This window comes from Allobosea sp. P1_A7 (genome assembly GCF_056406775.1).
Genome location: NZ_JBFTZN010000149.1, coordinates 1 through 13,737, shown reverse-complemented (window position 1 = coordinate 13,737; position 13,737 = coordinate 1). Strand labels below are relative to the sequence as shown.

Genomic DNA, 13,737 nt, shown 5'->3' with positions numbered 1-13,737 from the left:
CCGCTGCAGGGCGCTTCAGGTTGAGCAGGCACCAGCCGCGCTGCAAGGCGGCTGCGCCCGACTGACCATTGCCGCAGCTGCCGGCGACGGGCGCTGCCGCCTGGCGGCGCCGGACAGGCTCGGCGTCGATATCGGGCTGGACGGTCTGCCGGGCTGCCCGGGAGCGCAGCGGACGGCTCGGTGCGGGTTCGATCGGGTCTCGCTCGCGTATGACCGGCACCGCCGGCGCGGCGACATCATCTCGGCGCTGCTGCTGGTCACGCGCATCCTGGACTCGCGCATCTTGCCCGCGCGAGGCGCGGTTGCGGCGCGGATCGAGCAGCGCGGCAATCCGTTCCGAGCGGCCGCCCCAGTCGTTGACGATCGCGCGCAGGCCGGCCTGATCGCGCAGGCGCTGCCGTGCCAGGGCAAGCCCATAGGCGGCCGGCTCATAGCCACGGTCCCAGGAGAGGGCGGTTTCGAACCATGTCTCGGCCGGGGAGGTCTGGCCGGCATTATAGGCATACCAGCCGAGGCCGGCCGCGCCCGGCGCGTAGCGGTCTGTCGCAACGGTCTTCGCGATCCGCTCGACGACGGCGCGATCCAGTTTTGGAGCGGGCTCCTGCGTGATCAGCGACGTCACCGCGTCGAGATAGGCCTTGCGGTTGGCGGCGCCTGCGTCCAGCCATTGCGAACCCAGCGCCTCGGCCTCGCGATATTTGCGATTGGCGGCCAGCGCGAGCACCGCGCCTTCGGCCGCCTTCGCCCCGCCCTTGCGCTGCAAGGCGGACTGGAACAGCGCTTCCGCCTTGACCGGATCATTGTGGCGCAGCGTGTAGAAGCCGAACAGGATGGCATCGTCCGGCGTCGTCGCGGCGTTCGCAAGCGCCTCGACCCGCCGGATGTCGTCGGCGGATACGGTGAGCTTGGTATCTTCGGCAGCCCGCCCGATGCGCCGCCGCGCGATCTCGTCGCGGATGCTGGAGAATTCGGTCTGCCTCTCCTGCGCCAGAAGCGCGTCCGTCAGCGGGTCGGGCAGCGTCGCCAGCGCCTTCTGCATCGTCCCGATCCGTTCTGCGGGGGTGTTGCAGTTGCCCAGCACATAGGCATAGGCGTCCCGGGCCCGCTCGGGCTTGCCGGTCTGCACGAAAGCCTCGGCCACCCGCCACAGCGCGTCGACATTCGCGCAGGTCAGCAAGGCCGGCGTCTCGGTGCCGATCCGGATCACCTGCTCCCATTGCCGCGCGTTGGAGGCATTGACCAGCCGCTGCGCGGCTTCGGCGGCGTCGAGCCGGGCGACGAGATCGACAGGCGCACGCCAGTTCGGCTCCCTGGTGCCGCGTTGCGCAATCGCGGCCCGGACCTCGGCGATCTTGCCCTCAGAGAAGAGCTTCCACAGCCGCTCGAGCTCGGGATCGCCGGTTTGTGCCGGAGACGTCAGGTCGGCGGGCGGCTTCCATTCCGGGTAGAGGGCACGCAGCCGGGCTAGCTCGGCCTCCAGGCGCCGCGTGTCGCCCTGAGATGCGAAATAGCGCAAGGCACTCTCGTCGACGACGGGGGGCCGCTGCGCCGGTTGGCCGGGCGGGGTCGCCGGCGCCTGCGCCTGAGCGAGTTCCGGCGCGGGTTGCTGGCTGTCAGGGGAAGAGCTTCCGGCCGCGGCCGCCTGACGGATCGCCGCAGGCGGCGTCAACGACAGATCGACCTCCCGGCCATGGCGGCCGAAGGCGTAGAACGCGGCACTCGCGAGGGCGATCGCCAGGACGGCGTATTTCACATGCATTGCGGATACCTCTCGCGGAGCATCGAGAGGGACAAAAGATGCAGGGTCGAGGGATAATAGGCCGTCGGCTGGAAGGTCTTCAATTCCGCCGGGATCGCGGTCTTGTCGAGCGCGCAGGCCATCGCGGCCGCGAGAATGCGATAGCCGGCGTCGGGCAGCGGCTCGACGGGATTGCCGGTCTTGACGTCGATCACGGCAGTGCCACCGGCCCATGCCTTGCGGAAGGGCTCCATGCGCGCCTTGTCGGCAAGCCCCGCCCGCATCAGATAGAGCGGGATGCGGATGGCGTTGTAGCCGAACTGGGGCGGGAAGCCGTCGGCAGGCCTGGGCGTGTCCTTGATCGAGACCCAGTCCGGGGCCAGCATCTTGGCCTTGGCAAGCGTGTCGAGCAGTTTCAGGCCGCTCGCCTGCACCTGCATCCAGCTCTGGTCGCCGGTGAGCTGCGCGAGCGCCGGCAGCGCCTCGAAGACCCAATAGGACGGGTTGACCACGGGCCCGTCGGGCCGGTCCTTCTCGGAAAAGCCGACTGCGCCGGGCATGAGCCAGGTCTCGCCGCCGCGCTTCAACAGCGCGACCTTGGCCAATGACCGGGCGATCTGGCGCGCCGCTGCCGTGTAGGCCGGCATGGCCCAGCGCGCCCCGGCGCAGGCGAGGGCCTCCGCGATCAGCAGGTCGCCGTCGCTGGCATTGTTGATGTCGGTGATATGGGGGCTCGCCTTGGGGTCCCAGCGCCAGGCCGCAAGCCCGTCGTCGCGGATCAGGAGCTCTGTGCGCGTGAACGCGAATATGCTGGCGAAGCTGCTGCGGTCGCCCGCGAGACAGGCCAGCAGCAGGCCATAGCCCTGGCTCTCGCTATGGCTGATCCCGCCATTGGCATCGTCGATCACGCGCCCTTCGGGCGTGACGAATTTTTGCCGGTAGAGCTCCCATGCGCCGTCGGGGAGGGAGGCGGACAGGGCCGACGTGAGAAGCATCATGGTGGCTGCGAATGTAGCCAGGAGCTTTCTCATGAGCGCCGCCCCAACCGTCCGAGCATCAACGCGGTGCCGATGCCGAGGGTGATGCAGGCGGCCAGGAGCGTCAGCGCGTAGGTGCCGATATTGCTCGACATCCAGTTGGCGAGGACGAGGCGCATATTGGTCAAGCTGAAGGGCCGCGTCATGAAGAAGGAGGTGCGGTCGGCGGAGAGGACATGTGTCTCCTGCCCACCCCGGAAAGCCGTGATCCTGCCGGCCATGGCAGCCCAATTGCCCGGCGTCACGATTCGGGCGACGCTGCTCTCGAGCGCCTCTTCGCGCCGGGCGACGAAGGCGGTCCAGACCTGCCGGGTCTCCGGATCGGCGGCCTGGGCTGCGATCAGGTCGGTTCCCTCGGCAGGCTCGTAGAGCGAAGACGAGCGCGACGGTGTGCGCAATTGGGCAAATGACAGGTCGAAGGTGCGCTGCAGCCAGCCGTCGAAGGCAACGAGATAGCGGGCCAGCGGGCCACCGAGCGAGTTCCGCCACCGGTCGCGGATCTCGTTCGTGGATTGCGGCACGCCGCCTGAATCTTCCGGTGTGGTCTGGCGGCCCTGGAAACGATTGAGCACGGCGTCGAACACGGCCGTGCCATCCGCATCGGGCGGGACCACGACGGCGTCGGCGCGCTGTGGCCATGTGGCGCGGACGGTGTCGGCGATGCCGACGCGCGGCAGCAGGCCGCTTGGCAACTGGCCGGCCGCTCCGACGATCAGCGCCGGGCGATCTCCCACGGTGGCGGCATTCGCAAGCGGATCGACCGCGATGGGCCGGCTGGCGCGCTGGGCCAGGCGCGCCAGCAGAGTCGCCGCCGCACCGTAATTGGCGGCATCGAGCCGGCCCATGACCAGGGCCACGCGCGGCGCCACCGAGTAGGGAAATCCCGTGCCGGAAACGGCGGCGAGGTTTGGCTTGACGCCGATCTTCGCGAAATCCGGAACGGCAAGCGAGGTGGTATCGAACAGCGCGAAACGGCTCTTGCCCGGCAGCGTCGCGCCAGGCCCGCAGCTCAGATCGGTCTTCGCGATCGTGACGGCCTCGAGCCAGAGCTCATTGATCCCCGGCCTGAAATGCCGCATCGGCACGGTGATCGGGAACTGCTGGAACAGGCCGCCGGTCGTCGTGTTGAGCGGCACGGTCGCGGCGACATTGCCGTTGACGAAGATCTCGATATGGCTGACGCCGGGCAGGACCTCCGCGGAATAGGCTCCGTCGAGAAGAAGCGTGGCCTCACCGTAGGCGTTCGCAAAAAAGTCGCCGGGCATGGCGACGACGGCGCGCACCCGCATGCGCCGGCCGGTCGATTCCTGGGTGGGGACGCCGAGATCGGCGAAGCGCAGCACCTGCCGGCCCGTGACGTAAGGCGGATTCGGCGTGTGCCAGCTCGCCGTATCCATGCTGGTGCGGTTGATATTGGTCGGCCTCGAAACCGGCTCGGTCAGGATCTTGGCGACGACCGCCTCGATATCCGGCCAGCCCTGGCCCGTGACGAGAAGTGTGGCCGGACCCAGCTTCGGACTGGCGACGAAACCGAGGAAGCTGCGGGTGGCGGCCTCCTCCGGGATCGTGCCGAGCAGTTCACCCAGTTCGTTCGCGGTTCCGATGACAACCGTCAGCGAGCCCGGCCGCAGCCGCTCCGGTGGCCGTTCGGAGACCCGCACCACGACCTGCCCGAAGCGCCCGCGCAGGGCTACTGCCTGGGCGACGGCGAGGATGGTATTTCCCGCGATCGCCCGCGACGCGCTGGGCGCCACGATGTTGATCGTCGTCTGGCCGCTTTCGTCCCCGCCGATCGACGGCAGATCGTCGATGCCTCGCAAACGCGGTTTCGCTGCATCGGGGCTGCGAAATCTCAGTCGCGTGCCGGCGCCGTCGATGCGGGTCCAGAGCTCGTAGGTGGAGGCCAGGGTGCAATCCGTGCGGTGGCGCTGCACGACCTCGAAACCGATCGTATTCTCGCCTGCGCGCAAAAGAGCCTTGCGGATCGCGACCGAGAGCCGCGCCAGGCGGTCCGACGATGCGATGGGCTGCTCGATAACGCGCTCGCCATTGATCCGGACGGTCAACCGCGAGGCTTCCGGCATCACGACGAGCGCATTCTGGAATGCCACGTCCAGGTTCAGATCGGCAGCGGCTTCGTCCTGCGTCAGGAAGAAAGCCCAGTTGCGGGTGTCGCTCTCGCCTTCCAGGGTGACGCGGGCGGCAGGAAGCAGCGGCTTGAACGCAAAGGGGGCGGGCGCAGTCGCTGCCGCCGCGTGTTTCGGCGGCTGGCTCGGGGCAGGGGGCTCGGCAGCAGGCGCAGCCGGTGCCACGGGGGCGGGCTTCTCGGCCGGCGGTTGCTCCGGCGGCGCGATCATGAACGGCGCCGGTTCGACCGGTGTCGGCTGCACGCGCCCGTCCTGTGCCATGCCGGCGCCGCCGAGCAGCGGGAGGGCCATGGTGGCCACGAGGGAAAACTGCCCCAGCCTCATTCCGCTGGTCTCGCTGGTGCTGCGGGCCGTGTCAGGCGGTAAAGGCCGAAGAAATAAGACAAGCCGCGGCTCGTCTGGAAGATCGCGATCCGCAGGAAGCGGATCGTGCCGTAGACGACCCCCATGTTCTGGCGCCGCGCCTTCTGGAACAGGGTCCAACGCTCGGCGTCGGAAAAGGCGAGATCGGCGATCATGCGGCTGTGCAGGGCTTCGCTCGGGGCGTAGCGACAGCCCATCAGCAAACCCTTGTCGTCAGGCGCCAGGCGCATCACACGCACCGGCAGCGTACCGGCCGGCATGTTGATCGTGGTCTCGAAAGAAATGAGCGCCTCGCTGCCGACAGGCAGCTTGTCGAAAACATGGGACAGAACGCGGATGCCGACGCCGTCGACGGAGGCGTTCTCGGTGACGATCGGCGCGGTCTGCCCGTCGATGGTGATCTCGCCGCGTCGCCGCACTGCGAAGCGCCGGGCCGCGCGCCCCTCCGGCCGCTCGGAGACGACGCCGAGCGCGCAGCCCGCCATCAGCAGGTTCAGCAGGTTCCAGAGGCCGACGACCACCGTCGTGTCGGCATTGTAGGGCTCGGTGATGATCCGCCAATAGGTCGCGACGACACCGAGCGCCAGGACGCCGAAAATGATGAAGAACGGCAGCCCCAGCTCGGAGACGCGACGGGTTTCCAGAGATTCGTTCTTGGCCGTGACCTTGAAGGTCGGCTTGCCCGGATTGATGAGGACCGAGACGACCGCGGGCAGCAAGTAGACCGACTGGATGAACTCGTAGAGTTCCGAGATCCATGGCCAGCGATAGCGGCCATAGAGATAGTTCTGCATCATCAGGTTCACGACCATATAGCTCAGGATATAGGCGAAGAACTCCGCCCCCGATGCCGTGAAGATCTGCAATCCGAAGAACAGGTAGAACAGAGGCGAGATCAGGAAGATCCAGCGCGCGAAGGGAAACAGCCAGAACAGCGCCGAGGAGCAGTAGCAGAGCCGCTGCGGCAGCGAGAGACCGGTTTTGAACAGCGGGCGATGATAGATCAGGATCTGCATCATGCCCTGCGCCCAGCGCGAGCGCTGCCCGATGAAGCTCGCAAAGGTCGCCGGCTGCAGCCCAGCGATCAGCGGCTTGTCGACATAGACGCTGTGCCAGCCGGTGGCGTGCAGCGTGATCGCCGTCTCGGCGTCTTCCGTGATGCTACGTCCAGCGAAGCCATTGGTGGTCTTGAGTGCCTGGCGGCGCAGCACCGCAGCCGAACCGCAGAAGAACGAGGCGTCCCATTTGTCGAGACCGCGCTGGATGATGCYGTAGAACATCTCGTTCTCGGACGGCATATATTTGAAGGTCTGGAGATTGCGCTCCAGCGGGTCGGGGTTGATGAAGAAATGCGGCGTCTGCACCAGGAACAGCTTCGGGTCCTGGCCGAAAAAGCCCACGGTCTCCGTGAGGAAGGACCGCGCGGGCGCATGATCGGCATCGAAGACGACGATCAGCTCGCCTTCGGAGTGAGCGATGCCGTTATTGAGGTTGCCTGCCTTGGCGCTGATATTGCGCTCGCGCGTCAGATAGGTGACGCCGAGGCCCTCGCATAGCTTCTGCAGCGTCGCCCGGCGCTCTTTGGCAGCGTTGGCGGCCACGAAATTATCCGCGTTGCACTTCTCGTCGGTTCCGCCATCGTCGAGGAGAAAGACCTTCAGGCGATCCGCCGGGTAATCCATCGCGAGCGCAGCCGCGAGCGTCGTCGCCAGCAGATCCGCCTCTTCGTTATAGGTCGGCACAAAGACGTCGACCGTGGGCGCATTCTGCAGGTCGACCGGCGGTGTCTTGCGCGGTGGCAAGGGAAGCGCGACCACGAACAGGCTGAGGAACAGCATGCCGATATTATAGAACTCGGCGAGATAGAGGATCATCGCCGGGATGAAGTCCTCGATCTGGTTCGCCGGCGGCAAGGTGCTCGTCGTGCGCCAATAGATGTAGCGCAGCACGATCGCCGTTCCCAATCCCAGCGCGATCAGCCGCCAGACGCCGTCAGGCCGCAGGAACTTCAGCGCGATCATCGCCGTGACCACGATCGCCCCCGCGATCAGATGCGCCTGCAGGCTGATCGGCAAGGTGATCAGCACCACGACCAAGGCGGCGATCACAGCCCAGACGATGACGTAGATCGTTGTTCGCATCGGTCTTCAGGTGATCCTGGTTGCGGTCAAGGCGACAAGGGCGGCGGAACGGTCGGGTATCCTTCCAGGGGTCGGTCCGGCAGAGGCCTGTCCGGGACAGGGTCTCTCACCTCGGTACGGGCCGGCTGCGGACGTTTCGGGCGGGCAACCCGAGGTGGCCGCTCGACCGCATCAGGCAGGAATGTCTGGGGCATGGATGCCTGGGGCAGGGGATAGATCAGCGCGCCGGCCTCGCCGAGATCGGGGGAGGGCGATGGCGCATCCCCGATCGGGTTCCAGCCTGCGCGCCTGAGCGAGGCGTTGACGGAAAACCCATAGGCGAGGCGCAGCAAGGCGGCTTCCGACGCTCCCGGCGCACAGATCCGCAGGCGCACGGAGATCACGCCCGATCTGGGGCGGAAAAGGCTGTCATCGCTTGCGACGCGCTGCCAGGCGTAAAGACAGCCATCGCCCCCGGGGCCGCGGCCAAAGGCATAGCCGAACGGGCCGTAGCGGTTCTGCACATAGGCGGCCGACGGCACCATGGCGACGCCCGGAAGCCGCTCCTCCATCTCGCGCGCGATCGCGAAATCCTCGATGCTGGGAAGCGAGAGGAGCCTGCCTTCCACACCATTCGTATCGGGAACATCCGCCGCCGTCAGGAAGGCGGCATAGATCGCATTCTCGCCCGGCGTCCGGCCTCGCGTGGCGAGCGTGACGGTCTGGGACACGGCATTTTCGTAGCTGCGCTGCGTGACGTTCACGACCGCTGGCCCGCCCGGCGGCAGCACGATGAGGGCGCGGCTCGGGTCGACGGCGATGGAGCGTGTTGCAAACGACAGTTCGGCATCCGTCAGCCTCTGCTCACCGCAGCCTGCCGCCATCGCACCCAGCAAGGCCGCGGTGGCAAGGGTTGCGAGCCGCCCCCTGGTCTGGCCGCGAGCCGGGCCGAGCGCCGGACGCAGGCCGGACACGCTCATCGGCACGCAGGCCGGTGTCTTGGAGCGATCGACATGTCGGAACCATTGATTAACAAAGATTAACACGTTCTTACCGCAGGCTGATGCGGCCAGTCTTTGGCCCTCGATCGAATCATGCCTGCCAGTACAGACAATTCCGGCACCGGCACCAACCCCTGTCGAGCGAGCGCAGTGGGAGATTTTGTGCGACAGGCGATCTCATCCCCCATAATCTTTGCAATGGCCATCCGCCCGTGCCTCAACAATGGGCAAGCCTTCTGCGTGCCGGATTGGAAGCCGGCGAAGCGGATCACCTGGAAGATCCTTTTGCCTGGCGTCGCAGAGAGAAGGGGGCGTGCCGCCATGACTAGCGCAGCTGCGGACGGGATGCGGCGAGATCGTTGCGGATCGCGGTTGCGGCCACGCCGGCCTGCCCCATGGCATGACTGATCTGGTCGAGACCGATCACGACATCGCCGGCCGCGTATAATCCCGCGATGCTGGTGCGCTGGTGGCGATCGACCTGGATGCAGCCATCATCCGTCACGGCCCCGCCCAATGCGGTCGCGAGGTCGGAATGAACGACCGAGCCAAGGGCGGGATAGACGGTGTCGAAGCGCAGCCGCCCCGCGGCCGAAGACAGGCTCAGGCCATCCTCCTCCAGCGCGAAGTCCTGCGCCGGTCCGCCGATGATGCGAACCCCGAGACCCGCGAGACGCTCATACAGGGGGGCGGCAAGGCCCTCGGTTCCATCGAGGACAAGGCTGACCAGCGCCGTATACGACCGCAGGAATTCGCATTCATTCGCAGCGCCGGAATCGGAGCCGATGACCGCGACATCCTGCCCGGTGACCTCGTAGCCGTCGCAAACCGGACAGTAGCGCAGGCGGCCCAGCATGAGCGCCTCGGCATGGAGCGCGTCGGTCATCGGGGGGCGACGGTTCGTGACGCCGGTGGCGAGCAAAACCGAGCGCGCCTTGATGTCGACGTCCTGCCCGTGCGCCGCGAAGCCGGAACCGTCGTGGGTCAGCGCCTCGACGCGGCGATCGACAATCCAGGTGCCGTACCGGATCGCCTGCGACCGCATCCGCGAGAGCAGCTCGCGACCGGAAATGCCCTCGGGAAAGCCGGCATGATTATGGGTGCAGGGGATCTGCAGCGCGCGGCCATGGCCCGCGTCCATGACGGTGACGCTGAGATGAAAGCGCGCAAGATAGATCGCCGCCGTCAGGCCCGCGGGGCCGCCGCCGATCACGAGGCAATCGAGCTGGTTTGTCATGCGTCCCTCAGGCTGCATCGCTGCGCCGGACCTGGACGGTCTGCGAGATCACGGTACAGGCGCTATCAGTGGTCAGGAAGGCGGTATCCGTCGAATCCCTGCCATGGGCGATGCGGATGATGCCCTCGATAGGGGCGAGGCGCGTCGGGTCGACTAGCCACCAGGCGTTCTCGAGATAGACTTCCATCACGGCGTGAAAATCGGGCGGTTGGACATCGAGCGAATAGGCGCTGACTGCGCGAGCCGGTATCGACAGGGCACGGCAGAAGGTGATGCCGAGATGGGTGAAGTCGCGACAAACCCCCGCCCTGACGGTGAAAGTATGCGCCGCCGTCGATTCAGGCGTGCTGACGCCCGCGACGTAGTCGACATGGGACGCGATCCAGTCGAGAACCGCCATCACCCGGCTGACGCCGTCGCCCGCGCCTGCGAACTCGCGCTGGGCAAAGCGCTGAAAGCGGTGGCTCGGGCAAAACCGGCTAGGCAGAAGATAGGACAGCGCCTCGGCCGGCAGTTCGTTCCACGCATGCTGGCGCCCCGACGCAGGCAGCAACTGGCGCACGCCGTTATCGACCGTGGCAGTATAGCTGATCGTCGTCTCGCCCGAGAAGCAGGCCCGGAACCGGCGATCTCCCGCGGGTGTCTCGTCTGCGATGGGCCGCACATCGCCGCTGACAGTCAATTCTTCCGCAAGGATCKACTGATCGCTGGAATGTGACGCCTGGATCAGCCCGATCACCTGCGTCGGCGTAGAAAAGCCATAGACGAGTTGGGCCGATGCGATCAGCTTCATCTTGAACTCCGGACTGTCCCAGCGATCCAAACGGAGTTGGCAGTGGTTTCGTTCCGAACCGCCGGCGCGGATTAAGCCCGGGCTGACGAACCAAAGGGAACCTCTGTGCCGTTCGCCGGTTCAGAACCTGCGCTTGCGCGTCGTTTGCGGCGGCTCTTGCGCCTTCAGATGTGGCCAAGCTTCGGATGTGACCAGACGCTTGAGGGAGGACATTATGGGCATTCTCGGGACCATCCTCGTCGGCTTTCTCGCCGGCGTGGTCGCCAAATTTCTAACCCCTGGATCGAACGAGCCTTCGGGCTTCATTCTCACCACCATCCTCGGGATCGTGGGTGCCTTCGTTGCCACATACATCGGGCAGGCCATGCATTGGTACGCCCCCGGCGAAGGTGCTGGCTTGATCGGGGCCATCATCGGCGCCGTCATCGTCCTGGCGGTGTGGGCGTTTTTCGCGAACCGCCGACACACGGTCTAACCCCGGCAGCAGGAGCAAATTTCATGAGCGACAACCAGGGCTTTCCGTCGATGACGGCACTGCTGGGCCTGCTGGCCCTCGCAGGCTACCAGAACAAGGACAAGATCGCAGAGTGGCTCGGCCAGGCCAACCAGCCGGCGCCCACCGGTGCACCGGCCGGCGATATCCCGAAAGGCGCGGATTCCGTGCTCGGCAATCTCGGCGGCACATTGGGCGCAGGCGGGATCGGCGGCTTCCTGAACGGAGGTCTGGGCGAGCTGATCGATCGCTTCAAACAGGCAGGCCAGGGCGAGAAGGCCGATTCCTGGGTGCGCCAGGGCGCCAATCAGGAGGTTGCGCCGCCGGATCTGGAACAGGTGATCGGACCCGATGTCCTGGCCAAGCTCGAACGCCAGACGGGCCTCTCCCGCGACGAGCTGCTGTCCCGGCTGTCCCGGCAACTGCCTGACGCCGTGGATCGCTATACGCCCGACGGCAGGCTCCCCGCCGCCGGGGCCTGATCCCGCCCCTGCATGACCGGCAGAGCCGGCGACCGTCGACACGTCCAGCGACCGGCTCCCGTCATCGGGAGCCGGTTCGTCGTCAGGGCTTCTCGAGGCTGCCAGGTACTGCCAGATCGGGTACTGCCAGATCTCGTCACGGCCTGGAGCCACACTGTCTCGCCTGAGTTGATGCGCAATCGGGAGGAACAGATGGAAACCCAGGAACTACATCGCGGCCGGCTGATCGATCATATCCAGCTCGTTGTCGCGGACCTCGGCGCCTGCCGCCGCTTCTACGAGGGCATCTTCCGCGAACTTCACATTCCGATCGGCGGGACGGCCGAGGATTATTTCTGGGTGGACGAACTCTTCGTCTCGAGCGCGCAGAGCAAGGCGGCGCAGGGCGAGCTCACGGGCCGGCACCATATCGCCTTCCAGGCCAGGAACCGCGCCATGGTCGACGCCTTCTACAAGGCTGGCCTCGACAGCGGCGGCAGGGATAACGGCGCGCCGGGCGAGCGCCCCTATCATCCCGGCTATTACGCCGCCTTCCTGCTCGATCCCGCCGGCAACAATATCGAGGCCGTCTTCCATGGCGAGGCCGAACGCAGCGCTCCATCGGTCAAGATCACGTTCTGAGTGATCGGCAGGTGGTGCCACCCGCGGCATGGGCGGGAGGATGGGCGCGTCGGGGCCTTTCCGAGCCACGGCCGACGCATCATGCCGCACCTTGCTCCAGGCGATTCTTCAGTCTGCGGTTCTCGTCTTCGAGGAACGCCAATCTGGCTTTGACCGGCTCCAGCCATTCCGCGAGCTCGGCCTCGCTGAAGCGCGGGGTGATGTGCTGCGGACAGTTCCAGTCGAAGGCCTCGATCGTGATCGTGACAGCCCGTTCGACACGGGCGTCGTAGCCGGGAACCGCCAGCCTGGCCGCCAGTGCGGTGTCGAGGGTCACGTCGACGACATGCATATGCCCAAAGATCTTCAGGCGCCGCTGCTGGGCATAATCCATAAGGAAGAGCGAGACCCTGTCGTTCCCGGCGACATTGCCCGTGGTGATGTATTGCCTGTTTCCGCGATAATCAGCGAAGCCAAGGGTCTTGCTACCGAGAACCTTCAGAAAGCCGATCGGTCCGCCGCGGAACTGGACATAGGGCCAGCCCGTTTCCGAAACAGAGGCGAGATAGAACTCGCCGCGCCGGGCGATGAACGCCTCCTCATCCGGGCCAAGCAGGTGGTTTCGGGGTGCTGCTCCAGGATCGAGCGTTCCGTCGATCCTGGCATATTGACCCGCGCTGCCGTAGTGCTGGCGCGCATTCTTGACGGCCGGGGTCGAAGCGATCTCGAGATATTTGTGAAGCATGCGAGCCTCCGATATCCGAACCGGCGCAGCCGCCGGCCCGGAGGAATTGCGTCGAGCGCAGCAAGGCCATTCACCCCTGCTGGGCCCATTCTGCGGCAAGCCAGCGCAGCCGGCCGCCATCGGACACGATGTGGCCAAGCCCCGGGAATGGCATGTGTGTTGCGGCGATCAATGCTTCTCCTCGGCCGCGCGCGGGAAGAAGCGGGCGCGCATCGCGCGGGCCGCCGCCGGATCCTGCTCGAAGACGAAGCCGATATCGGTGGCGGCCGGATGGAGGGAGGGATGGAAGAGCATGTCCGAGACCATGAGCAGGCTCTTGCCGCCATCCTCGACGCGCACCCCGATATGTCCGGGCGTGTGGCCCGTCAGGTCGACGATCGAGACGCTGCGCGTGATGCTGCGCTCGCCATCGATCGCTTGCAGCTTCGGATAGAGGCGGATGAACTCCGCCGATGCATCGAAGCTGCTCTTCAGGAAGCCAGGCGCCGTCGAGCGCTTGGCCGGATCGGTCCAGTGGGCGATCTCGCGTCTGTCGACATGAATCTCGGCGTTCGGGAAATTCCGGCGCCCGCCCGCGACCAGGCCGCCGATATGGTCACGATGCATATGGGTCACGATGACCGCGTCGATGCTCTCGGGTCCGACCCCGACGGCCTCCAGGGCGGAGGGCAGCTTTCCGCTCTCCCCAAGCAAGCCGGCCGGCCCTGTATCGATCAGGATTCGCCGCTCGCCGTCCTCGATCAGGTACTGGGTGAACATCAGGCGGATGCCGCTGGGGCGGGCTGCGAACTGCGCCGCCGCCGCCGCTTCGATCTCCTGGGGCAGCCGGCCCACGAAATAGGAGAATGGCACGTCGGCAAAGCCGTCGGTCAGCGCGGTCACCGTGAACCGACCGATCGAGATCCGCGCCAGAGGCGGGCCGGCCCTGGAGGCGATCGGCTGCGCCTGCGCCAGCGCGCCGCCGACGGACAGACCGGACGC

General features: G+C 66.5%; 11 protein-coding genes and 1 pseudogene. 3 read left to right on the top strand and 9 right to left on the bottom strand.

The window, feature by feature from the left end; genetic code table 11:
• The 7 genes from AC1D34_RS23315 to AC1D34_RS23285 all read right to left on the bottom strand — a co-directional run.
• Window positions 1–1,759 (bottom strand): hypothetical protein (locus AC1D34_RS23315; protein WP_476825459.1); only part of this gene is annotated, 1,759 nt, incomplete at its 3' end.
• Complete coding sequence (locus AC1D34_RS23310; RefSeq protein ID WP_441492260.1) at window positions 1,750–2,736, bottom strand: family 8 glycosyl hydrolase; 987 nt, start codon at window positions 2,734–2,736, stop codon at window positions 1,750–1,752. The genes AC1D34_RS23315 and AC1D34_RS23310, both read right to left, overlap by 10 nt.
• Window positions 2,737–2,765: 29 nt before the next feature.
• Window positions 2,766–5,246 (bottom strand): cellulose biosynthesis cyclic di-GMP-binding regulatory protein BcsB, encoded by a 2,481-nt coding sequence (locus AC1D34_RS23305; protein ID WP_476825458.1) that lies wholly within the window; start codon window positions 5,244–5,246, stop codon window positions 2,766–2,768.
• Window positions 5,243–7,426 carry a UDP-forming cellulose synthase catalytic subunit gene (gene bcsA, locus AC1D34_RS23300; protein ID WP_476825457.1) on the bottom strand — a complete coding sequence of 728 codons (2,184 nt, stop codon included), beginning with the start codon at window positions 7,424–7,426 and terminating at the stop codon, window positions 5,243–5,245. Before bcsA ends, AC1D34_RS23305 begins: the two co-directional genes overlap by 4 nt.
• A gap of 26 nt (window positions 7,427–7,452) precedes the next feature.
• Window positions 7,453–8,451, bottom strand: a complete 999-nt coding sequence (bcsN, locus tag AC1D34_RS23295; RefSeq protein ID WP_476825456.1) for a cellulose biosynthesis protein BcsN — start codon at window positions 8,449–8,451, stop codon at window positions 7,453–7,455.
• 280 nt (window positions 8,452–8,731) lie between these two features.
• Window positions 8,732–9,643, bottom strand: coding sequence for an NAD(P)/FAD-dependent oxidoreductase (locus AC1D34_RS23290; RefSeq protein WP_441492264.1), 912 nt, complete (start codon window positions 9,641–9,643; stop codon window positions 8,732–8,734).
• Window positions 9,644–9,650: 7 nt separating this feature from the next.
• Window positions 9,651–10,436 carry a transglutaminase-like domain-containing protein gene (locus AC1D34_RS23285; RefSeq protein ID WP_476825455.1) on the bottom strand — a complete coding sequence of 262 codons (786 nt, stop codon included), beginning with the start codon at window positions 10,434–10,436 and terminating at the stop codon, window positions 9,651–9,653.
• A 214-nt stretch (window positions 10,437–10,650) separates the two neighbouring features.
• Between AC1D34_RS23285 and AC1D34_RS23280 the strand changes: the two genes are divergently transcribed.
• The 3 genes from AC1D34_RS23280 to AC1D34_RS23270 all read left to right on the top strand — a co-directional run bounded on the left by AC1D34_RS23280 (window position 10,651) and on the right by AC1D34_RS23270 (window position 12,032).
• A complete protein-coding gene (locus AC1D34_RS23280; protein WP_441492266.1) occupies window positions 10,651–10,911 on the top strand; it encodes a GlsB/YeaQ/YmgE family stress response membrane protein in 261 nt (86 codons plus the stop codon).
• Between the two features lie 23 nt (window positions 10,912–10,934).
• Entirely contained in the window at window positions 10,935–11,411 is a 477-nt protein-coding gene (locus AC1D34_RS23275) for a YidB family protein (RefSeq protein ID WP_441492267.1), read from the top strand.
• 192 nt (window positions 11,412–11,603) lie between these two features.
• Complete coding sequence (locus tag AC1D34_RS23270; protein ID WP_441492268.1) at window positions 11,604–12,032, top strand: VOC family protein; 429 nt, start codon at window positions 11,604–11,606, stop codon at window positions 12,030–12,032.
• A 79-nt stretch (window positions 12,033–12,111) separates the two neighbouring features.
• On the opposite strand, the gene AC1D34_RS23265 is transcribed toward AC1D34_RS23270, so the two are convergent.
• Together AC1D34_RS23265 and AC1D34_RS23260 are read right to left on the bottom strand one after the other, a co-directional pair.
• Window positions 12,112–12,756: a pyridoxamine 5'-phosphate oxidase family protein gene (locus AC1D34_RS23265; RefSeq protein WP_476768209.1), complete on the bottom strand. Its 645-nt coding sequence runs from the start codon at window positions 12,754–12,756 to the stop codon at window positions 12,112–12,114.
• A gap of 70 nt (window positions 12,757–12,826) precedes the next feature.
• Window positions 12,827–13,728: pseudogene (locus AC1D34_RS23260) on the bottom strand (MBL fold metallo-hydrolase).
• Between the last annotated feature and the right edge of the window lie 9 nt (window positions 13,729–13,737).

Excerpts from the sequence above, each read along its gene's own strand:
- AC1D34_RS23310 (WP_441492260.1), bottom strand. The coding sequence starts at position 2,736 with ATGATGCTTCTCACGTCGGCCCTGTCCGCCTCCCTCCCCGACGGCGCA.
- AC1D34_RS23305 (WP_476825458.1), bottom strand. The coding sequence starts at position 5,246 with ATGAGGCTGGGGCAGTTTTCCCTCGTGGCCACCATGGCCCTCCCGCTG.
- AC1D34_RS23290 (WP_441492264.1), bottom strand. The coding sequence starts at position 9,643 with ATGACAAACCAGCTCGATTGCCTCGTGATCGGCGGCGGCCCCGCGGGC.
- AC1D34_RS23280 (WP_441492266.1), top strand. The coding sequence starts at position 10,651 with ATGGGCATTCTCGGGACCATCCTCGTCGGCTTTCTCGCCGGCGTGGTC.
- AC1D34_RS23275 (WP_441492267.1), top strand. The coding sequence starts at position 10,935 with ATGAGCGACAACCAGGGCTTTCCGTCGATGACGGCACTGCTGGGCCTG.
- AC1D34_RS23270 (WP_441492268.1), top strand. The coding sequence starts at position 11,604 with ATGGAAACCCAGGAACTACATCGCGGCCGGCTGATCGATCATATCCAG.
- AC1D34_RS23265 (WP_476768209.1), bottom strand. The coding sequence starts at position 12,756 with ATGCTTCACAAATATCTCGAGATCGCTTCGACCCCGGCCGTCAAGAAT.